The sequence below is a fragment of the Mesorhizobium sp. M2E.F.Ca.ET.219.01.1.1 genome (assembly GCF_004016445.2).
Lineage (GTDB): Bacteria > Pseudomonadota > Alphaproteobacteria > Rhizobiales > Rhizobiaceae > Mesorhizobium.
Map to the genome: position 1 here is coordinate 535,872 of NZ_SADT02000001.1, position 19,158 is coordinate 555,029.

Below are 19,158 nucleotides of genomic sequence, written 5' to 3' on the forward strand. Positions count from 1 at the left end.
GTTGCATATTGGCTCCCTTGAAAGCGCTTTCAGCACGGTCTAGTGGCATTGCCATGACAATAGCCACGGAAATCCACCCAATCCGCGTCGCCGCACTCTACAAATTCGCGCGGCTCGACGGATACGAGGCCCTTCGCGCGCCACTCGCCGCTTTCTGTTGCGGGCGCGGCATCAAGGGCACGCTGCTTCTGGCGCATGAAGGCATCAACGGTACCGTCGCCGGCAGCGAGGAGGCGATTGCCACGCTCATTGGCCATCTGCAGGCCATCGAAGGCCTTGCCGGGCTGGAAGTCAAATACAGCAGCTCCGCCGAGATGCCGTTCCACCGCATGAAGGTGCGGTTGAAGCGAGAGATCGTCACCATGGGCGTCGAGGACATCGATCCGGCAACCAGCGCCGGCGCCTATGTCGCGCCGGCCGACTGGAACGCGCTGATCTCAGATGCCGACACCGTCGTCATCGACACGCGCAACGCCTATGAAGTCTCGCTCGGCACGTTCAAGGGCGCGGTCGACCCGAGGACCTCCAGCTTCCGCGAGTTCCCGGCCTGGGTGGAAGAGCACCGTGAAGAGCTCGAGGGCCGCAAGGTGGCGATGTTCTGCACCGGCGGCATTCGCTGCGAGAAAGCGACGGCCTATGTGAGGTCGCTTGGCCTCAAAAATGTCTTCCATCTCAAGGGCGGTATCCTGAAATATCTCGAAGAGGTGCCGGCCGAAGAGAGCCTGTGGCAGGGCGAGTGTTTTGTGTTCGACGAGCGGGTGTCCGTCTCGCACGGGTTGGCCGAGGGCGAGGCGGAGCTCTGCCGCGCCTGCCGGCATCCGCTTACGGTCGAGGACCGGCTGTCGCCGAAATACGCAATCGGCGTCTCCTGCCCGCATTGTTTTGGAACGCGCTCCGACGAAGATCGAGCGCGCTACGCCGAACGGCATCGCCAGGTGGAACTGGCGCAGGCGCGCGGCGGCAAGCGCCATATCGGCAGCTAGAGCCTCACGCAAAACCCGCTCCGTCATTGTAATGTTAAAGCGCGGGGCCTACCTCTTGCCGGTCCGAAACCTTGCCCGCGCGCATTCGGCCGGGCCAATTCTGGAGGCATTGATGCTCGACCCCAAGAAGCTGCTCGACGACCTTCTCGGCTCGCAAGTTCCCGGTACGGGCTCGACCGTCCGCGACAAGGCGGGGCAAGCGGTGCAGATGGCGAAGGACAATCCGCTGGCTGCCGGAGCGCTTGCCGCCGTGCTGCTCGGCACAGGCACCGGCCGGCAGGTGACGGGCGCGGCCATCAAGCTCGGCGGCCTGGCGGCGATCGGCGGCCTCGCTTACAAGGCCTATCAGAATTACAAGGCCGGCAACGAGCCGGCGCAGGCGCCCGCGTCCGGCGAGCCTGAACTGCTCCCGCCGCCAGCCGATACCGCTTTCGATCCCGCGCAGGCGCCGCAGGGCGAGGCCGAGTTCACGCTGACGCTGGTCCGGGCGATGATCTCCGCGGCGAAGGCCGACGGCCATGTCGACGACGAAGAGCGCAAGAAAATCGCCGACAAGCTCAAGCTCGCCGGCATCGGCGCGGAAGCCGAAAAATTCCTGCTTGCCGAACTCGACAGACCGCTCGATCTCGACACGCTGGTCGCCGGCGCCAAGACGGATGCGCAGAAGCTCGAGCTCTACACCGCCTCGCGTCTGACCATCGATCCCGACACGCGCGCCGAGCGCGGCTATCTCGACCTGCTTGCCGGCCGGCTTGGCCTGCCGGATGCCCTGGTCGATCATGTCGAAGCGACGGTTTCGGCGGCCAAGGTGCCGGCCGGGAGCGCGCCCGGTTCGCCGTGGTGAATAAGCCTTGGTAAACGCTATCCGGCCACGCCTCGCCGGTCATTAATCTCTCGTTAACCCAGCAAGCGCATCATTCTAATCAGTCGGACCGGCTTTTCCTCCTCCCAAGCGCGGTTCAGATCGGGGCGGTCGCCAATGGCCGCCCTTTTTGTTGGCCCTTTCTTTATCGCCAATAGCGGCTTGCCTTGATCCCTGGCATTTGCGATGCCACGTCTTTCCATGCATGACCGGGAGGACGGCGATGACCGCCATAGCAGAGAAGACCGCTATCGTGACCGGCGCCGGCACCGGCATCGGCAAGAGCGTCGCCACGGCGCTGCTCCAGGCGGGCTGGAACACGGTGTTCTGCGGCCGCCGCAAGACGGTGCTGCAAGAGGCGATCGCCGATGCCGGCAAGACGCAGGCCAAGGCATTGGCCGTCGCCTGCGACATCAGCAAGGCGGCAGAAGTCGACGACATGTTCGAGACGGTGCTCGAGGCCTTCGGCCGCGTCGACCTGCTCTTCAACAATGCCGGCATGGGCTACAAATCGACACTGATCGACGAGATCCCGGTCGAGGTCTGGAACGACGTCGTCGGCGTCAACCTCACCGGCTCGTTCCTGTGTGCTCGCGCCGCTTTCGGCGCCATGCGCCGGCAAAAGCCGATGGGCGGCCGTATCATCAACAACGGCTCGGTGTCGGCCTATGCGCCGCGGCCGGGCTCCGTGCCCTACACGGCGACCAAGCATGCGATCACCGGATTGACCAAGACGCTGGCGCTCGACGGCCGGCCCTTCGATATCGCCTGCGGCCAGGTCGACATCGGCAATGCGCTGACCGAGATGGCGCAGCCGATGACGGTCGGCGTGCCGCAGGCCAACGGCTCGATTGCCGCCGAGGCGGTGATGGATGTGCAGCGCGTCGCCGACGCGGTGCTGCATATGGCCAGCCTGCCGCTCGAAGCCAACGTGCTGTTCATGACGGTGATGGCGACGAAGATGCCGTTTGTCGGGCGAGGTTAGAGAAGAGTCCCCCTCACCCGGATTGCCAACCGAATTGCGAAGGGCAATTCGGAGCAATCCGACCTCTCCCCGAGGGGAGAGGAGATCGCCGACGCCGGCGCCAACCTGTTCTCCTCACCGGGGAGAAGATGGCCGCGAAGCAGCCGGACGAGCGGGGTCACTTCGTCAGAAACGCCTCGATCCGTTCCAGCGCGCGCAGGATGTTTTCCTCGGAATTGGCGTAGGAAAGCCGGATATAGCCTTCGCCAAGCACGCCGAAATCCGGGCCGCCGATCAGCGCCACGCCGGCTTCCTCCAACAGCGCCGAGGCAAGCTTCTTCGCCTTCCAGCCGGTCTTCGACACATTGGGGAAGGCGTAGAAGGCGCCCTTCGGCGTAATGCAGGAAATGCCGGGCAGCGCGTTCAGCCCCTCGACCACGATCTTCCTGCGGTTGTCGAAGGCGCGCATCATCTTGTCGACATCGTCCTGCGGGCCGTCGATCGCGGCGATCCCGGCAAACTGGCTGGGCGCATTGACACAGGACCAGCAATTCACCGCCAGCTTGCGCACCTTGTCGTAGAGATGGGCGCCCTTGTCGCCATTCGGGCAGATCGACCAGCCCATGCGCCAGCCGGTCATCGCCCAGGTCTTCGACCAGCCGTTGAGCACGATCAGCCGGTCGCGGATTTCGGGGAAGTTGAGCAGCGAGAAATGAGTCTCGCCGTCGTAAGTCATCACGTCGTAGATCTCGTCCGACATGATGGCGACGTCAGGGTGCTTCTCCAGGCCCTTGACCAGCTTCTCGATCTCGGCGCGCGGCGTGACGCCGCCGGTCGGATTGGCGGGCGAGTTGAGGATCAGCAGCCTGGTCTTCGGCGTGATCAGCGCCAGCGTCTCGTCGGCCGAGAAGGCAAAGCCGTTCTCCTCGCGGATCGGCACCGGCACCGGCGTCGCGCCGGTGAACTCGATCATCGAGCGGTAGATCGGAAAGCCGGGATCCGGATAGAGGATCTCGGCGCCGGGTTCGCCGAACATCAGGATCGCGGCGAACATGGTCGGCTTGCCGCCGGGCAGGATCATCACATTCTCGGGCGACACCTCGACGCCGGTGGTGGTCAGCGTACGGCGCACGACGGCCTCGCGTGTGGCGAGCAGGCCGTTGGCCGGCGTGTAGCCGTGGTGGCCGTCGCGTAGCGCCTTGATCGCGGCCTCAACGATGTGCTGCGGCGTCTTGAAGTCGGGCTGGCCGATGCCGAGATTGATGATGTCGCGACCCTGATGGGCAAGCGCGGTGGCCCTCGCCAGCACCGCGAAGGCATTTTCCTCGCCGAGACGATCGAAGGCGGCGATGGTGTGGAGCATTTTTCCCGTCCCTGTGGTTCTTTCTATGAGCGAGCGTTTTTGTGACCGTCCGCTGGGAAAAGTCAACGGATTGGAGTGGCCGGTGTCGGAAGATCTGAAGAATTGGCAGCCGCGCCCACGGCCGGAACGCAAGGCGATCGATGGACGCACAGTCAGGCTCGAGCCGCTGAGCGCGGCAAAGCACGGTGACGGCCTCTACGAGGCCTCGTCGGTTTCGGATGTCGGCGGACGTTTCGCCTGGCTGCCCGACTACCCGCCGGAGACCCGCGCCGCCTTCCAGCCGTGGCTCGACAAGGCGGAAGCGAGCGAGGATCCGCTGTTCTTTACCGTCATCGACAAGGCCAGCGGCAAGATCGCCGGGCGCCAGACGCTGATGCGTATCGACGCCGCCAACGGCGTCGGGGAAATCGGCAACATCTATTGGGGTCCGCTGATCTCGCGCAAGCCGGCGGCCACCGAGGCGCAGTTCCTGTTTGCGAAATATCTTTTCGACGATCTCGGCTACCGCCGCTACGAATGGAAATGCAACAACCGCAACGAGCCCTCGAAGCGCGCCGCCGAGCGCTTCGGTTTCAAGTTCGAAGGCATCTTCCGCCAGCATCTTGTGGTGAAGGGTGAAAACCGCGATACGGCGTGGTATTCGATCATCGACAAGGAATGGCCGGCCTTGCGCAAAGCCTATGAGGGCTGGCTCGACCCGGCGAATTTCGATGGCGAAGGCGTCCAGAAGCGGCGGCTGGAGGATTTCCGCTCCGACTTTGGCGCGTAAAGGAGTTCCGCGATGGCGCATGACCACGGTTCGCATGGGCACAACCATAGCGCCGGCCATGTGCATGGCTCGACCGACAAGAAACGGGTGCTGACGGCCACTTGCCTGACGGCCGGCTTCATGGTCGCCGAGGCCCTCGGCGGCTGGCTCACCGGATCGCTGGCGCTTGTCGCCGATGCCGGCCACATGCTGGCCGACGCCATCGCGCTCGGCCTTGCCTGGTATGCCTTCCATCTCGCCGGACGCCCGGCAACGGGCCGTCTGACCTATGGCTTCGGCCGGGTGAAGACGCTGGTCGCCTACACCAACGGCATCGCCATTTTCGTCATCGCGCTGTGGATCGTCTACGAAGCCTGGGGACGGCTGATGCACCCGGCGCCCGTGCTCGGCGGGCCGATGCTGGTCGTGGCGGTGGCAGGCCTGCTGGTCAATATCGCCTCCTTCTTCGTGCTGCATGGCGGCGACCGAGAGAGCCTCAACATGCGCGGCGCCATCCTGCATGTGCTGGGCGACCTGCTGGGCTCGGCCGCGGCCATTATCGCCGCCATCATCATCCTGGCGACGGGCTGGACTCCGATCGATCCAATCCTGTCGGTGCTGGTGTCGCTGCTGATCCTTTCGACGGCATGGTCGCTGATGCGCGAGGCCGCGCATGTGCTGCTCGAAGGCGTGCCGGCGAGCCTCGATCGCGACCTGATCGCCAAGGACATCGAAGGCGCGGTCAAGGGCGTGCGCGAGGTGCACCACATGCATGTCTGGTCGCTCGACGGGACCTCCAACATGGCGACGTTGCATGCCTGCCTGAACGACGGCGTGGATGCGTTTGTAGCGGTGAGCGCCATCAAGAAACGGCTTGCCGCAAAGCATGGTATCGATCATGCCACGGTCGAACCGGAATTCGGGCAATGCGCCGACAGCCATGACATGCACGACCACCACCACGATCACGCGCATGGCGCGCCCGCCGATCGCCGGCACTACCACTGATCACCATTATGCCTAACAGCGTCGAAGCCAGGAAATCCTGCTGATGGATCGTGACACACGCAACGCGGCGATCGCCGCGGCTGTGATACTGCTCGTGTTCGGTCTCGCCGCCTATTTCCTGCCGGCCATCATGCTGGCCGCGGGCAAGGTGTCGACGGTGCTGGCGGCCGTCATCGCGGTGGTCTTCATGGTCGGGCTGTTCGTCGTCCTGTGGCTGCGCGGACGCAGCCAGCACAAGAAAGGTCTCTGAAGATGAGAATTCTGATCACAGGCGCGGCCGGAATGGTGGGCCGCAAGCTTATCGCGCGGCTGGCGAGGGACGGCGCCTTGCGCGGGCGCAAGATAACGGCGCTCGACCTGCATGACATCGTCGCGCCGCAGGCGCCGGCGCTCGCGGGCGTCGATGTGTCGATCCATACCGGCGACCTTTCCGCGCCCGGCGCCATGGCGGCTCTCGTGGCTCCGCGCCCGGATGTGATCTTCCACCTGGCGGGCATCGTCTCGGGCGAGGCGGAAGCCAATTTCGATCTCGGCTACCGGGTCAATCTCGACGGCACGCGGGCGCTGTTCGACGCGGTGCGGCTGGCGGCCTTCGCGCCGCGCCTTGTGTTCACCTCGTCGATCGCCGTGTTCGGCGCGCCGTTCCCGGATGTCATTCCGGACGAATTCCATCCGACGCCGCTCACCTCATACGGCACGCAGAAGCAGATGAGCGAAGCGCTGCTCGCCGATTACACACGGCGCGGCTTCTTCGACGGCATCGGTATAAGGCTGCCGACGATCTGCGTGCGCCCCGGCAAGCCGAACAAGGCGGCCTCCAGCTTCTTCTCCGGCATCATCCGCGAGCCGCTCGCCGGGCAGGAGGCGATCCTGCCGGTGCCGCGCTCGGTGCTGCACACCCATGCCAGCCCGCGCTCGGCGGTGAATTTCCTCATCCATGCGGCCGAGATCGACGGCGACAAGGTCGGACCGCGCCGCAACCTCACAATGCCTGGCGTCGCCGTCACCGTCGGCGAGCAGATCGAGGCGCTGGAGCGCATTGCCGGCGCCGCGGTCGCGAAGCGGATCCGCGAGCAGCCCGACGAGACCATCTGGGCGATCGTCAAAGGCTGGCCGACACGGTTCGAGGCAAGCAGGGCACGGGAGCTCGGCTTTGCCGCCGAGAGCAGCTTTGACGAGATCATTCGAGCGCATATCGAGGACGAGCTCGGCGGGAAGATAGCGTAGGGCTATTCGGCGCTGGGCGGCGAAAATTCGGGCGGTCAGGCGCCGCCCGACAGGCTGGCCGACAGCAGCAGCAGGCCGACAAGGAAGATGAAGGCGGCGCCGCCGACCTCTACGATGGAATGGATGCGGTTGCCGATACGTCCTTCGCCGGCGAAATAGACCGCCCAGTTCTTGGCCAGCACGGCGATCGTGGCCAGCGCCGAGACGGTGATCGCGGTGCCGATCGACATCGCCAGCACCGACAGCAGCCCGCCTAACCAAAGTCCGTTGAGCAGCGCGAAGCTCAGCACGATTAGCGCGCCGGAGCAGGGGCGGATGCCGACGGCGGCCACAGCCGACCAGGCGGTCTTCCAGTCGAAGCGGTCGCCCGAGAGCATCGCCGGATCCGGCGCATGCGAATGGCCGCAGGTCTCGCAGACTTCGCCCGGGCCGTGGTCGTGATGCTGATGTTCATGACTGCGACTGTGCGCGGCATGGTCCTGATGATGGAGATCATGCGCGCCGTGATCATGGCTATGTGTATGGTCATGGTCATCATCGTCATGCACATGCAGCGCGTGGGCATGCGCATGGGAATGGCCGGCATGGGAATGCGCGTGAGCGTGAGCGTGGGAATGCCCGCCATGCGAATGGCTGGAATGGGCGGCCGACAGGCTGTAGGCGGGCGTCCTGCCGAAGAGGCGCAGTACCGATGGGCCGAGCTTGCGCCAAAGCAGCCAGGCGCCGAACAAGGTGACCAGCACAAAGCTGGAAATTTCGAGGAACCAGGCGGCGTCGGTCATCGAGATCGCGGTGCCGCGCAGCACGAAATAGGCAAGCATCATGACCACCACCGCCGTCAGGCCCTGCAGCAGCGCCGAGACGAAGGAGAGCATGATGCCGCGCCTCAGCGCCACTTCATTGGCGACCATGTAGGAGGAGATCACCGCCTTGCCGTGGCCGGGGCCGGCGGCATGGAAGATGCCATAGGCGAAGGACAGGCCGATCAGCAGCCAGAGCTTGCTGCCGTCCTGGCGCATCGCCTTCATGGCCGCCGCCAGCGAATGGTAGAATTCCTGCTGCCTGAGATTGATCCACATCAGGATGTGGGCGAACGGGCCCGTGGTGGTCGGCGCCATGCCGTCATTGGTGCCGATGCCGAGCGAGCTTTGCGCATGCGCGGCGCCGGGCAGGTGGGCGATCACCAAGGTGGCGGCCAGCAGGCCAAGCGCCAGGCGCATATTCGTGGGATGCCCCACGAATGTGCGCCTGGATTCCCTTGTCTGTCGCAGGTTCCGATCGCAAAACCGTGGGACACTTTTGCGGAACCTGCTTGCGCGCAACGACGGTTTCATCACCAAATCATCCTTCCGGCGGGCAGTCCAATTCGAGCTTGGTGGCGAAGATCTTGCTCATGTCGGTGCCTGTCGGATCGTTGAAGAACGCGTCCGTCAGGGTCTTCTGGTTTTCCTTGATCGCCTCGTCCGGATCCGGACGGATGACCTTCTTGGCGCAGGTCGAGGGCAGGCCTTCGACGGTGAGGTTGGCGTCGTCGGTGAAGTCGATCGCGGTGTAGAAGGTTGGATCGTAGACACCGATGTCGATCTTGCCGGCAAGCTTGATCGGCGTCTTGGGCTGCGACTCGAAGAGGATGATCAACTGGTCGTTGTCGAAATTCGCCATCAGATGCGGCGGCGGCACCATGGGCACGTCCTTGCCGTCCTGGGTGACGAGCTGGAAGTAGTTGAACTCGGCCAGCGAGGAATGGACGGTGTCGGCCACTTCCTTGAGCTCTTTGTCGTCAAGCTTCAGATCGGAGTTCTTGTCGAACTCCATCATCACTGTACTCGAAAACAGGTCGTCGAAGCGCCAAAGGTGGCGTAGCGCCGTCACACTTTGGTGATCCTGGCTGAGGATGACGTCGAGCCGGGCTTCGGCGAAGACATGCGGGTGGACTTCAGCCTGCTCGACCGAGGCCAATGTGGCCGCAAGGGCCGAAGCCAGCATGGTTGCTTGCCGTTTCAGATGCATTCCGTGCCGCGATTCCATTGACTTCTAGGGCGAGCCCGAGAGTTAGCAGAAAGGGGGCGAAATTGGGACGCTTGTTCAGGCGCCCGTGTCGCGCGTCCGGAACCAGTGCACCAGGAAGTCGACGAAGACCCTTACCTTGGCCGGCAGGTAGCGGCGGTGCGGGTAGACGGCGAAGATGCCGGTGCCGGCCAGGAGCCGATCGTCGAGCGCTGTGACCAGCTTGCCGGACGCGACGTCGGGGGCGGCGATGAAATCGGGCAGCATGGCGAAGCCCAGGCCGGAGAGCGCGGCGGCTCTCGCCACGATCGGGCTGTTGACCTCGATAGGCCCGGAAACGGCGACGCTCATGGATTCCTCGCCTTCGCCCTTGAAGCGCCAGTTGGCCAGCGAGCGGCCGTTGGTGTCGACGATGCAGGGCAGGTTGGCGAGATCCTGCGGCCTGGTCGGCGCGCCATGCTTGGCGATCAGCTCCGGCGACGCGCAAAGCCTGACCGAGAACGGCGCCAGCCGCCTGGCGATCAGCGAAGAGTTCTCCAGCCGCGAGATGCGCACGGCAAGGTCGAAACCTTCCTCGACAAGGTCGACAAAACGGTCGTCGAGATGGATGTCGAGCACGATGTCGGGATGCTGCCTGGTGAAATCGATCAGCGATTGGCCGATCGGCGCGTCGGCGAAGGTGCGGGCGGCCGACAGCTTGATCCTGCCGCGGACGTCGCCGGAAGACTGGCGCACCGTCTCGGCCAGGCTGTCGACCTCGCGCACGATCTCCGAGGCGCGCTGATAGTAGGTGTGGCCGGCTTCGGTCAGCGAGAACTGGCGCGTGGTGCGGTTCAAGAGCAGCGCGCCGAGCTCGTCCTCCAGCTCGCGCACATATTTCGACAAAAGCGCCTTGGAGCGGCCGATCTTGCGCGCTGCGGCCGAAAAGCCTTCCGCCTCGACCACGTCGATGAAGGCGCGCATGCGGGTCAATGTATCCATGGTCAGACCTTCCGTGCCGCGTCGAGAATTCTGCGGCCGAGCCGTATCAGGGCAACGTCGCTGCCGGAAGGGCCGAGCAGCGAAAGGCCGAAGGGTGCGCCGTCGACGGAACCGATCGGCAAGGTGATCTGCGGAAAGCCCGAAAGGCCTGAAAGGCACAAGAGATGCAGCGCCCTTTCGCGATAGGCCTGGAACTGTTCCGGTGTGCTGGCGGCGAGCGGTGCCGCGCCGGGAACGGTGGGCAGGACCAGAAAGCCGTTGTTGCCGAGCAGGGCGCCAAGCTCGGCCCGGAACGCCAGCCGCCGCGCCGCTTCGGCGGCGGTGGTCTTGGCATCTATGGTGCGGCCGAAGGCAAAACGCTCCTCGACGCCCGGGCTGAGGCGGCCGCCGGCCGAAATCCACGGGCCATGCTCGCGCCAGGCCTCGAAGGCCTGCAGGCGGCGAAAGCACCAGTAAAGCTCGTCGGGGAATGAGGCGAAGGCGTATTCGGTCTCCACCGGCTGGCCGATGACGGAGGCGGCCAGCGCCTTCATGCGCGCATATTGCACGGCCTCCGCCTGACCCATGACGAAGGCGTCCAGCCAGCGGATCGACAGCGGGCGGCTGAGCGGGTGCTGGTGCGGGTCGCGACCGAGCAGAAGCTTGCCGACCGTCTCGTAGGTCTCGATGTCGTCGGCGAACCAGCCGAAAGTGTCGAAGCTCGATGCCAGCTTCATCGCGCCGTCGAGGGAGATGCGGCCATGGGTGGTGCGCAGCCCGATCAGGCCGCAGAAGCTCGCCGGGGCGCGGATCGAGCCGCCGGTGTCGGAGCCGGTGGCGATGTTCGCCAGCCCACCCGCAACGGCGGCCGCCGAGCCGGAGGAGGAGCCGCCTGTGACGCGATCGGGCGCGGCGGGATTGACCGGGTAGGGGAAATGCGCGTTCTGGCCGAACAGCGAGAAGGCCAATTCGTCGGTCTGGGTCTTGCCGACGAATCGCGCGCCGGCATCGAGGATCGCCTGCACCGCTTCGGCCGTGCGCGAGGCGGCATGCGCCTCCTCGTATTTCTGCGGGTTGCCGCAGCCGGTGCGGTAGCCGGCGACGTCATAGATGTCCTTGACCGCGAGGCGCAGGCCGGCGAGCGGGCCCAATTCCGCATGCGCCACAGGCATCTGGCGCAGATCGAGGAAGGCGTTCAGCGGTCCTTGAGTTCCTGGCATCGTTCGATTTCCGGATACGGTGCGACAAACATTGTTCGATGCCAGAAATTTTACAACCTGGGCTTACGATTTTTATTGATTGTGAAACCCTTCGCCCCTATATCGCGCTTGCCCAAAGTCGCACGTGCCTGTGGGTGTCCGCCGATCCTCGAATGGTGAGGGCAATCGGTAAGGTAACTGGAGCCAACCACTCCAGTCGGTCAGTGGCCAACCACAAGATCGAGGACACCTTGAAGCAACGACGGTGCGGGCCTTTCTGGTTCTCTTCCGGTCGTCCAAAGACCGGGGTTACTAAAGAGGCACACCTTCATTGCCGGCAGTGCGGACGGGGTCTCCCATCCAAGCCAAGGCAGACAAAGCGAACCGAGGCCGGGCAAGGCCAAGGTTCATCGCCGCGAGACGGCATTTCATGGTTCCGGGGTCTCCACCGGCTGGTTCCATGAATTTGACGTCCCGCCTTTGTTTGACCGCGAGTTCGCGAGGCTGAGCGCCCGCGTTCGCAGCCTTTGTGCGCGCCGAAAGGCGTTATGGAGAGACCCGATGGCCACCCAGCGCATCCTTGACTTCCTCGCCACCCGACGTCCGAACGGCCCCTGCCTCGTCGTCGACCTCGATGTGGTGCGCGACAATTTCCGCGCCTTCGAGAAGGCGTTGCCCGATTCCAAGATCTATTATGCGGTGAAAGCGAACCCGGCGCCGGAAATCCTGCGCCTCCTTGCTGCGATGGGCTCGTCCTTCGACACCGCATCGGTTGCCGAGGTCGAGATGGCGATGGACGCGGGCGCGCCTGCGGACCGCATTTCCTTCGGCAACACCATCAAGAAGGAGCGTGACATCGCACGCGCCTATCAGCTCGGCATTCGCCTGTTCGCCGTGGACTGCGTCGAGGAGGTCGAGAAGATCGCTCGCGTCGCGCCCGGCTCGCGCGTGTTCTGCCGTGTGCTCACCGACGGCGAAGGCGCCGAGTGGCCGCTGTCGCGCAAGTTCGGCTGCGTGCCGGCGATGGCCGTCGACGTGCTGCGCCATGCCAAGGGCCTCGGACTCGACGCCTATGGCGTGTCGTTCCATGTCGGCTCGCAGCAAACGGATCTCACGGCCTGGGACCGCGCGCTGGGCGACGCCAAGAAGGTGTTCGCGACGCTGGCCGACGAAGGCATCGTCTTGAAGATGGTCAATATGGGCGGCGGCTTCCCGACCCGTTACCTGAAGGACGTGCCCGCCGCGCAGGCCTATGGCCAGGCGATCTTCTCGGCGCTGCGCAAGCATTTCGGCAACGCGCTGCCCGAGACGATCATCGAGCCGGGCCGCGGCATGGTCGGCAATGCCGGCGTCATCAAGTCGGAAGTCGTGCTGATCTCCAAAAAGGCCGACAACGACAATGTGCGCTGGGTGTTCCTCGACATCGGCAAGTTCGGCGGTCTCGCCGAGACGATGGACGAGGCGATCCGCTATCCGCTGGTCACCCGCCATGACGGCTCGGAGACCGCGCCTTGCGTGCTCGCCGGCCCGACCTGCGATTCGGCCGACGTGATGTACGAGAAGACGCCTTATCCGCTGCCTTTGTCGCTGACCATCGGCGACGAGGTGCTGATCGAAGGCACCGGAGCCTACACGACCACCTATTCGGCGGTCGCCTTCAACGGCTTCGAGCCTCTCCGATCCTACGTGATCTGAGCCGTTCGCAAGGACAGCTCAGATCGACCGGCGCGGGCGATGTCCATCGCCCGTCCGGGCTCGCTTGTGGAACAGATCTCCGCTCGTGAAGGATCGCGGACATGGAATACCTGATCAAATCGGCCATTGCGGCCACCGAAATTGCCCCCTCGTCCGGACCGTCGGCTGAGCTTTTCTCCGCGGGGGAGAAGAGTCTTTCGGCGGCGCTGGCGCCCTCCCTTGCCCACCGGGCACAGGCTGGCTCGCGCGGCGCGCCGGACGAGGGGGCCGCCCAGGCGCCGGCCTTTGTCATCGTGGGCGAAGGCGCCGGCGACGCCGCGGCGCGCGAAATGCTGCTCGACCGCGCCATGGGGCCGAAGCGCAAGAAGAAGTCGTCCGAGAAGCTGCGGCGCGGCCGCCGGCCGTCGGAGGGACTGGCCTTCGTCGCCCGCGATGCGTCGGGCGTCGTCGTCGGCACGGTGCGGCTTTGGGATGTGAGGCTGGGCGAGGGCGGTCCTGCAGCGCTTCTGCTTGGGCCGCTCGCGGTCGAGCCTGGCTTGAAGAGCGGCGGCATCGGCTCGGCACTGATGCGGCATGCGGTCGCCGAGGCCGCGCGGCTCGGCCATGGCGCGATCCTGCTCGTCGGCGACGCTCCCTATTACGGACGGTTCGGCTTCTCGGCCGATCGCACCGGAGCGCTTGCCATGCCTGGCCCCTATGAGCGGCACCGGCTTCTGGCGCTGGAGCTGAAGGACGGCGCGCTGGATGGCGCCAAGGGCACGATCAAGGCCGCCGGCCGCAAGATCAAGGGACAGGCCCAGGGCTTCGTCGCCTGAAGGCTTTGTTTTCACGCTATTCCGGACGGAAAACCGCTACGCACTTTTCCTGGAATTGCTCTAAGTTCGACAAAAAACAACGCCGCCCGATGGGCGGCGTTGTTTTTTGCGAATGATCAGCCGAGCAGCTGGCTGAGCGCCATGGCGACGGTCATGTCGCCCTCGACCTTGAGCTTGCCGGCCATGAAGGCCATGGTCGGGTTGAGGTCGCCGGCAATCAGCGAGTCCAGATCGTCAAGCGAGAGCTTGACGGTGCAGTCGGTTGGCGCATCAGTCGTCGAGACGGTCGCGCCGTCGATGACGATGACGCCGTCGCTGCCGGTGTCGAACTTGACCGAATGTTCGAAGCCGGCGCTTGCCACGCGCGACTTGATCCTGTCGGCAATCTCCTGAACGCCCATGGCTGTTCTCCTCGTTTGTTGCGTTGACGCGCACCGGCTTGTCGAGCCGCTGGGCGAGGCGCCGCGCCCTTGCGCGGCCACCTGTCACCGGCGCATATAGCTTTGAGTTGACGTTAACGTCAACGCGGTCACCATGCGTCAAGTCGCATCACGGGGAAGCTGGCTCAGGCATCCATGCCGAACCTTGGCCGGACAATCAATGCTCCGGCGCGGTCTTGAACGCCTTGGTCATCGCCGCCGCGGTTTCACCGGCACCCCTGCGGCGGCGCAGCGCGTTGTCGCGGATATCGTCCTTGGAGAGGAAGTTAACCTGGTCGATCAGCACGTCGTGCACCAGCTCGACGCCAATGCGGGCGTTGATGGTGTCGCGGACCGACTTGCGGAAGGCGTCGAGATCGATCGATTCCTTCTTGGTGAAATCGATCTGCGGATTGGAGTAGAGATAGGAATAGACCTGGTCGGTCATCAGCGCCTGCGCCGGGACCGACAGCTTCTTCATCTGTTCCGGCTCTATCGTGTAGACGAGCTTGGTGAGGAAATAGCCGTCGATCGTGCCATCGCGCAGCAGCGGCACCGAGATCATGTCGGTCTTGACGTAGTCGAGGCCGCCCAGCATCGGCTTCGGCGGTTCGGCCGCGCCGCGTTGGCTGGCCGCCTGGAAGGAATAGAAGACCGCGCCGAGCGTCACGGCGCAAATCCACAGCGCGGCGGCGATGAATTTTATCACCGAATCTGCCCTCGCGCCGTGATCATCGTCGTCAGGCCCTGGCCATTCCGAACTCGCCGGCCGAATAGGTGCCGTCGGCGTCGGCGCGCTGGATGGCGTTCCTCAGAAGCGTGGCGACCTCGTTGACGGCGTTGAGATGGGCAAGGATCGCCGCCTCGTTCTTGGCCAGTTTCTGGCGCAGCCGCAAAAGGCCTTCGCGATGCTGCTCGAGGAATTCGATCTCGTTGGCGCCCTTGAGCGCCCGGTTCAGCTCGTAGAGATACCGGCTCTTGCGCGCGTTCGAGGCCTTGAGGTCATAGGCTGTTCCACTGCGGATGCCGGCGGTCTCCTCGTCCACGACTTCCTCGATGCGGCCGATGATGGCGGCGAGGTTGCCGGGTCGTGCGGCGGCGGGCGCTTCCAATGCATTGGCGCGCGCGGGAAGGCTGGAAAGGTCCGTCTGGTCGGCCATGTAGGTCCCTAGATCTTGATGTCCGTTTTTATGGTTGTGTCGTCGCCGGTCATAGACCGTGCGGCCTTGCGCTCAAGCTCCTCGACCATCGAGGTCGAAAGCCTGGTCTGCTGGTCGATCTCCGCCTTCTGGGGTCCCCCGGCAACGGGGCCGACCGGCACCTTGTGCTTGCCGTCGAGATAGTGGTCGGCGAGCATGGATCGGGCGATGCCGATGCCGCCATGCGCGGCCATGACATCGGCAACCTTTTCGGCGAGCTGTGACTTCCACATGTCGCCGGCCAGGCCCTTGCCGTAAACGCCCTCGGTGTCCTTGGGCATCATGTTCTGGATGAAGGTCGTCAGCACCATCGCCTCGAAGCGCTGGAACTTCTTCGCGGGATTGGCGGCTTCCGCCTTGTCGGCGGTCGCACGCGAGAGCACGGAGCCGGCATCGACGGTCGCGGATGGGTCGACCGAGAAGGCGCCAGGCGCACCACCCGCGCGCCTGAGGAGCGCCGCGCGAGCGGCCTCGACATCGGCCGGCTCCGCTGCGCGGGCAACGTCCATGACGATGTCGCTGGGTGGGGAAATGGCCAAGAAAGTCCGCCCTTTGCCGGTTTTGTTATCCGCACAATGACTGAACAAGCTTGTGGCAGGCTTGCGGGAACGGAGGCGGAATGCGGATGTATGGGTCGGCTGTCTGCTTCGCGCCAAAGGACTTTCGCGGCGTCCAGGCAGGCGTCGGCGAAGTCATCGCATGGCGCAACACCTTCCATGCGCTCGGCGACGCCATGGTCAAATCGCCGGTTCCATGGGACGGTACCGACGGGTACAACCTCCCCAACCTCAATGCCGGGCTTGCTTACCGCGTGCTGGCACCGGTGGCTTACCCCAGGATCAAGGAGCTTATCGAACGGCACGTCGCCAGCGGGCTGATCTACCTGCCGTCGAGTTCGGCCGATTTCGAGAGCGAGGCGATCCGGCCCTATCTCGACCGCTTCGTGCGCGGTTCGAACGGTTACGCAGCGCTCGACCGCGTCAAGCTGCTGAAACTGCTTTGGGACGCCATCGGAACCGAATTCGGCGGACGACACGAACTTTATGAACGAAACTATGCCGGCAACTATGAGAACCTGAGGCTTGAAACGCTGAACGCCGCTGCCGCGACCGGAGATCTGGCTTCGATGCAATCGATCGTGAAGGACTGCATGAGCGAATATGATCTTTCCGGCTGGACGAGTTCAGACCTCATCAATCCGGACGACATCAGCCTCGTCGGCCGGGGCACCGTTCAGGCGGCGTAGGATGATGGGACCGTTCCCTCGTGGAGTAGCGGTCCCAACCCTCCTCTCAGCAGTCCGGAATCGACCGATGCTTTGATCGCGAATGGGAATGTGTTGGCGCCGTCCGTGCCAATCTTTTCCGGCGAAAACAGTGGTTCGTCCTTGAGCATCTTGCGGAAGAAGCGTTCACGCTGATCATGGATGCTTTCGATCAGTCTGCAAAACGAAAGCCACATCTGGTCGAAGTTACCGTCAGACCGGAACTTATTCGGCCCTTCGAGAGCACCGAAGATGGGGCGCCGACCACCGCGCGTCTGAAATTCAGTTCCTCATGGTCCGCGAAAGCCCGGGAGTGGGAAATGAGGGACGCCGGCAGCGATGATCGCCTTGGTGCGCAGCGCAGAGGCTAACGCGCGACCCAGTCCGCCAGTTGAGCCGGTGATGAGGATCGTGCGATCGTTGAGGTCAAAAGTCACGCGGAAATCCATTCATCCGTTGGCCGTGGCTCCTGTATGGCAGGCACCCGCGAGCGAGCAGGCTGTTGCGCTTCCAGCTCGCGCAATAGTTCCTGGAAGCGCGCGTGCCGCCGCAAGTGCCAATCCATCACGGCGTTGAACACGCCACGCAGCAAATTGATGGGCGCCCAGCGGCCCGGCGCGATGATGCGGGGACTGCGCGACTCGATTCCCTTCACGATCGCCCGCGCCATCTGTTCAGGCTGGATGGGGCGACGCAGAGGGCTGGGGAGCACAACCTCGCTCATCCGTGTGGCGAGAGCGTTTCCGCCGAAAGCGGGCTTGGCGATCGCCGTCGCGGTCCAGCCCGGATAGACAACGCTGGCCGTAGCCGTGGTGCCGCCGAGTTCGACCCGCAGCGATCGCGTCAGCATCTCCACCGCGGCTTTCGAGGCGGCATAGGGTGCATTGGCAACGCCGTTGAGGAAGGCGTAGACGGAAGAGGTTACCAAGATCTGGCCTTCGTTGCGAACAACCTCCGGCAGCGCGGCTCGGATGGTGCGCCACACGCCGAATAGGTCCACCTCCACGATGTGTTCGAACTCCTGCTCATCGCAGCCCATGATGGTGCCGGGCGTGCCGCGCCAGGAAATTCCTGCATTGGCAAGGGCGACATCGAGATGCCCGAATTTCTCGATGGTCTTGCGCACGACTGCCTTCGTCGCGCCGGCATCGGTGACATCCAGCGCCAGCGGCAACACGCGCGCGCCATCGAACTCTTGGGCGAGGCAGTCGACTGCCGACTGCTGCATGTCGGTAAGCACCAGGGACGCGCCCCTCGCGTAGAGCTGCCGTGCGGTGGCCGAGCCGATGCCGCCGGCGGCGCCAGTTATTAAAACCACTTTTCGGTTGAGGTCGTACGTCATTCGTGGGCACCTGGTTGGTGGCGTTTCGGAAAGTAGTTCGTGGGAACGGTGCGGCGTAGAAAGTCCAGTTGGTCACGGACCACTCGTTCGAAAGCCTTCCCCACGTAGATGTCGAAGTGACCGTCGACATACCGCTTGATTTCATGTCGGGGCGCGCGGCTGGCGTGGCGCAGCGTGGTTTTCGCCGGTGCGACCGAATCGGTGTCGCAAACGCAGAACAGGATCGGGCTGCGTATCTGCGGCGTCCGGCGACCCGGAAAGTAGCGGATTATGTCGAGCGCAAAACGCGCCGCGACATGGTTGGGGACGCCGCCGTCGGGTGGCATAATTCCGAGATACCCGTCGTAGGCGTCCGGCGCATTCATTAGGGCCGTCGTGCCCGGTCGGCCTGCCGTCGCGACCATTACCGGCCTGGCGCACAGCCACGACCCGATGCGGTCGCGCAGCGCCAGGACTGTGAGCTTCAGCAAGGTGACGGGATTCATGGCGAGGCTCGACGCGACACCGTCGGTGAAGGGACATTGGCAAATGACGGCCGCCAGCCTGGGGTCGTCGGCGGCGGTTGACAGAACATGGCCGCCGCCGAACGAGGAACCCCAGAGAATGATTTTCGCGGGGTCCACGTCATCGAGACTGCGTGCGTAGGCGACCGCGGCCTTCCAGTCTTCGAGCTCACGCCCGATGTCGAGTAGCTGGCGAGGCTCGCCCTCGCTGTCGCCGAAATTCCGATAGTCGAAGACAAGGCAGGCGTAACCGGCGGCCGCGAACTGCTCGGCGAACGCCGGCAGCCGCATCCGTTTCGTACCGCCGAGGCCGTGGCCCATCACAATGACGGGAAATGGCCCGTCGCCCAAAGGGCGATACAGCCAGGCGCTGCAGCTCAGGCCGCCCGAGGTGAACTGAACATCGGTCGGCTCCAGGATTTGTCTGGATTGCTGAGACATCGCGCTCCCCATCGAGTCGTCGGACCACAATTCTCGATGAGGCAGGCGGTGTAGTCTTGACACTACCCGACAACTCGCTTGACACTTTGCGCCACGATGACAATGCCAATCGGAATGGGAAAACCGTTGCACCGACGGGTGGTGCCCGAGACGTACGCC

21 protein-coding genes and 1 pseudogene are annotated in these 19,158 nt (G+C 64.4%); 10 read left to right on the forward strand and 12 right to left on the reverse strand.

What is annotated here, in order from left to right:
* Positions 1-53: 53 nt before the first annotated feature.
* From EN862_RS02485 to EN862_RS02495, 3 genes are all read left to right on the forward strand, one after another.
* The gene (locus EN862_RS02485; protein ID WP_127864295.1) at positions 54-983 is read left to right on the forward strand and encodes a rhodanese-related sulfurtransferase; all 930 of its coding nucleotides are present in this window, start codon (positions 54-56) and stop codon (positions 981-983) included.
* Between the two features lie 112 nt (positions 984-1,095).
* Complete coding sequence (locus EN862_RS02490; RefSeq protein WP_127864296.1) at positions 1,096-1,827, forward strand: tellurite resistance TerB family protein; 732 nt, start codon at positions 1,096-1,098, stop codon at positions 1,825-1,827.
* A 241-nt stretch (positions 1,828-2,068) separates the two neighbouring features.
* Positions 2,069-2,830, forward strand: a complete 762-nt coding sequence (locus tag EN862_RS02495) for an SDR family oxidoreductase (RefSeq protein ID WP_127864297.1) — start codon at positions 2,069-2,071, stop codon at positions 2,828-2,830.
* A 157-nt stretch (positions 2,831-2,987) separates the two neighbouring features.
* On the opposite strand, the gene EN862_RS02500 is transcribed toward EN862_RS02495, so the two are convergent.
* Positions 2,988-4,172: a pyridoxal phosphate-dependent aminotransferase gene (locus EN862_RS02500; RefSeq protein WP_127864298.1), complete on the reverse strand. Its 1,185-nt coding sequence runs from the start codon at positions 4,170-4,172 to the stop codon at positions 2,988-2,990.
* Between the two features lie 82 nt (positions 4,173-4,254).
* On the opposite strand from EN862_RS02500, the gene EN862_RS02505 reads away from it, so the two are divergent.
* Genes EN862_RS02505 through denD form a run of 4 tightly spaced genes read left to right on the forward strand, consistent with a single transcriptional unit; the run spans position 4,255 to position 7,155 of the window.
* Positions 4,255-4,941, forward strand: a complete 687-nt coding sequence (locus tag EN862_RS02505; RefSeq protein ID WP_127864299.1) for a GNAT family protein — start codon at positions 4,255-4,257, stop codon at positions 4,939-4,941.
* A gap of 12 nt (positions 4,942-4,953) precedes the next feature.
* The gene (locus EN862_RS02510) at positions 4,954-5,928 is read left to right on the forward strand and encodes a cation diffusion facilitator family transporter (protein ID WP_127864300.1); all 975 of its coding nucleotides are present in this window, start codon (positions 4,954-4,956) and stop codon (positions 5,926-5,928) included.
* Positions 5,929-5,971: 43 nt separating this feature from the next.
* Positions 5,972-6,178, forward strand: a complete 207-nt coding sequence (locus EN862_RS02515) for a hypothetical protein (protein WP_127864301.1) — start codon at positions 5,972-5,974, stop codon at positions 6,176-6,178.
* Positions 6,179-6,180: 2 nt separating this feature from the next.
* The gene (denD, locus tag EN862_RS02520; protein ID WP_127864302.1) at positions 6,181-7,155 is read left to right on the forward strand and encodes a D-erythronate dehydrogenase; all 975 of its coding nucleotides are present in this window, start codon (positions 6,181-6,183) and stop codon (positions 7,153-7,155) included.
* A gap of 35 nt (positions 7,156-7,190) precedes the next feature.
* Here denD and EN862_RS02525 read toward each other — a convergent pair whose 3' ends face one another.
* The 4 genes from EN862_RS02525 to EN862_RS02540 all read right to left on the reverse strand — a co-directional run bounded on the left by EN862_RS02525 (position 7,191) and on the right by EN862_RS02540 (position 11,342).
* Entirely contained in the window at positions 7,191-8,375 is a 1,185-nt protein-coding gene (locus EN862_RS02525; RefSeq protein WP_127864819.1) for a nickel/cobalt transporter, read from the reverse strand.
* A 121-nt stretch (positions 8,376-8,496) separates the two neighbouring features.
* Entirely contained in the window at positions 8,497-9,165 is a 669-nt protein-coding gene (locus EN862_RS02530) for a DUF1007 family protein (protein WP_127864303.1), read from the reverse strand.
* A 75-nt stretch (positions 9,166-9,240) separates the two neighbouring features.
* Positions 9,241-10,143 (reverse strand): LysR family transcriptional regulator, encoded by a 903-nt coding sequence (locus EN862_RS02535; RefSeq protein WP_127864304.1) that lies wholly within the window; start codon positions 10,141-10,143, stop codon positions 9,241-9,243.
* 2 nt (positions 10,144-10,145) lie between these two features.
* On the reverse strand, positions 10,146-11,342 hold the full coding sequence (locus EN862_RS02540) for an amidase (protein ID WP_127864305.1): 1,197 nt from the start codon (positions 11,340-11,342) through the stop codon (positions 10,146-10,148).
* Between the two features lie 540 nt (positions 11,343-11,882).
* On the opposite strand from EN862_RS02540, the gene odc2 reads away from it, so the two are divergent.
* Together odc2 and EN862_RS02550 are read left to right on the forward strand one after the other, a co-directional pair.
* Positions 11,883-13,016, forward strand: coding sequence for an ornithine/lysine decarboxylase (gene odc2 / locus EN862_RS02545; protein ID WP_127864306.1), 1,134 nt, complete (start codon positions 11,883-11,885; stop codon positions 13,014-13,016).
* 101 nt (positions 13,017-13,117) lie between these two features.
* Positions 13,118-13,831 carry an N-acetyltransferase gene (locus tag EN862_RS02550; RefSeq protein ID WP_245519479.1) on the forward strand — a complete coding sequence of 238 codons (714 nt, stop codon included), beginning with the start codon at positions 13,118-13,120 and terminating at the stop codon, positions 13,829-13,831.
* 116 nt (positions 13,832-13,947) lie between these two features.
* Here EN862_RS02550 and EN862_RS02555 read toward each other — a convergent pair whose 3' ends face one another.
* The 4 genes from EN862_RS02555 to EN862_RS02570 form a co-directional block, all read right to left on the reverse strand.
* On the reverse strand, positions 13,948-14,232 hold the full coding sequence (locus tag EN862_RS02555; RefSeq protein WP_127864307.1) for an SCP2 sterol-binding domain-containing protein: 285 nt from the start codon (positions 14,230-14,232) through the stop codon (positions 13,948-13,950).
* Between the two features lie 196 nt (positions 14,233-14,428).
* Complete coding sequence (locus tag EN862_RS02560) at positions 14,429-14,959, reverse strand: hypothetical protein (RefSeq protein WP_127864308.1); 531 nt, start codon at positions 14,957-14,959, stop codon at positions 14,429-14,431.
* A 31-nt stretch (positions 14,960-14,990) separates the two neighbouring features.
* Positions 14,991-15,410 (reverse strand): hypothetical protein, encoded by a 420-nt coding sequence (locus EN862_RS02565; RefSeq protein ID WP_127864309.1) that lies wholly within the window; start codon positions 15,408-15,410, stop codon positions 14,991-14,993.
* Positions 15,411-15,418: 8 nt separating this feature from the next.
* Positions 15,419-15,988, reverse strand: a complete 570-nt coding sequence (locus tag EN862_RS02570) for a rod-binding protein (RefSeq protein WP_245519480.1) — start codon at positions 15,986-15,988, stop codon at positions 15,419-15,421.
* An 80-nt stretch (positions 15,989-16,068) separates the two neighbouring features.
* Between EN862_RS02570 and EN862_RS02575 the strand changes: the two genes are divergently transcribed.
* On the forward strand, positions 16,069-16,695 hold the full coding sequence (locus tag EN862_RS02575) for a 4-hydroxyphenylacetate 3-hydroxylase C-terminal domain-containing protein (protein WP_245519481.1): 627 nt from the start codon (positions 16,069-16,071) through the stop codon (positions 16,693-16,695).
* Between the two features lie 47 nt (positions 16,696-16,742).
* Here EN862_RS02575 and EN862_RS02580 read toward each other — a convergent pair.
* The 3 genes and pseudogenes from EN862_RS02580 to EN862_RS02590 form a co-directional block, all read right to left on the reverse strand.
* Positions 16,743-16,862, reverse strand: a pseudogene (locus EN862_RS02580) (IS6 family transposase); the annotation flags it as partial.
* 284 nt (positions 16,863-17,146) lie between these two features.
* The gene (locus EN862_RS02585; RefSeq protein WP_127864310.1) at positions 17,147-18,055 is read right to left on the reverse strand and encodes an SDR family NAD(P)-dependent oxidoreductase; all 909 of its coding nucleotides are present in this window, start codon (positions 18,053-18,055) and stop codon (positions 17,147-17,149) included.
* Entirely contained in the window at positions 18,052-18,999 is a 948-nt protein-coding gene (locus EN862_RS02590) for an alpha/beta fold hydrolase (protein WP_210235648.1), read from the reverse strand. The genes EN862_RS02585 and EN862_RS02590 overlap by 4 nt, the downstream gene beginning before the upstream one ends.
* Positions 19,000-19,158: the final 159 nt, after the last annotated feature.

Bases quoted from the DNA above. Each gene is read 5' to 3' on its own strand.
- EN862_RS02485 (WP_127864295.1), top strand. From the start codon at position 54: ATGACAATAGCCACGGAAATCCACCCAATCCGCGTCGCCGCACTCTAC.
- EN862_RS02490 (WP_127864296.1), top strand. From the start codon at position 1,096: ATGCTCGACCCCAAGAAGCTGCTCGACGACCTTCTCGGCTCGCAAGTT.
- EN862_RS02495 (WP_127864297.1), top strand. From the start codon at position 2,069: ATGACCGCCATAGCAGAGAAGACCGCTATCGTGACCGGCGCCGGCACC.
- EN862_RS02500 (WP_127864298.1), bottom strand. From the start codon at position 4,172: ATGCTCCACACCATCGCCGCCTTCGATCGTCTCGGCGAGGAAAATGCC.
- EN862_RS02510 (WP_127864300.1), top strand. From the start codon at position 4,954: ATGGCGCATGACCACGGTTCGCATGGGCACAACCATAGCGCCGGCCAT.
- EN862_RS02515 (WP_127864301.1), top strand. From the start codon at position 5,972: ATGGATCGTGACACACGCAACGCGGCGATCGCCGCGGCTGTGATACTG.
- denD (WP_127864302.1), top strand. From the start codon at position 6,181: ATGAGAATTCTGATCACAGGCGCGGCCGGAATGGTGGGCCGCAAGCTT.
- EN862_RS02525 (WP_127864819.1), bottom strand. From the start codon at position 8,375: ATGCGCCTGGCGCTTGGCCTGCTGGCCGCCACCTTGGTGATCGCCCAC.
- EN862_RS02530 (WP_127864303.1), bottom strand. From the start codon at position 9,165: ATGCATCTGAAACGGCAAGCAACCATGCTGGCTTCGGCCCTTGCGGCC.
- EN862_RS02535 (WP_127864304.1), bottom strand. From the start codon at position 10,143: ATGGATACATTGACCCGCATGCGCGCCTTCATCGACGTGGTCGAGGCG.
- EN862_RS02540 (WP_127864305.1), bottom strand. From the start codon at position 11,342: ATGCCAGGAACTCAAGGACCGCTGAACGCCTTCCTCGATCTGCGCCAG.
- odc2 (WP_127864306.1), top strand. From the start codon at position 11,883: ATGGCCACCCAGCGCATCCTTGACTTCCTCGCCACCCGACGTCCGAAC.
- EN862_RS02550 (WP_245519479.1), top strand. From the start codon at position 13,118: ATGGAATACCTGATCAAATCGGCCATTGCGGCCACCGAAATTGCCCCC.
- EN862_RS02555 (WP_127864307.1), bottom strand. From the start codon at position 14,232: ATGGGCGTTCAGGAGATTGCCGACAGGATCAAGTCGCGCGTGGCAAGC.
- EN862_RS02565 (WP_127864309.1), bottom strand. From the start codon at position 15,410: ATGGCCGACCAGACGGACCTTTCCAGCCTTCCCGCGCGCGCCAATGCA.
- EN862_RS02575 (WP_245519481.1), top strand. From the start codon at position 16,069: ATGCGGATGTATGGGTCGGCTGTCTGCTTCGCGCCAAAGGACTTTCGC.
- EN862_RS02585 (WP_127864310.1), bottom strand. From the start codon at position 18,055: ATGACGTACGACCTCAACCGAAAAGTGGTTTTAATAACTGGCGCCGCC.
- EN862_RS02590 (WP_210235648.1), bottom strand. From the start codon at position 18,999: ATGTCTCAGCAATCCAGACAAATCCTGGAGCCGACCGATGTTCAGTTC.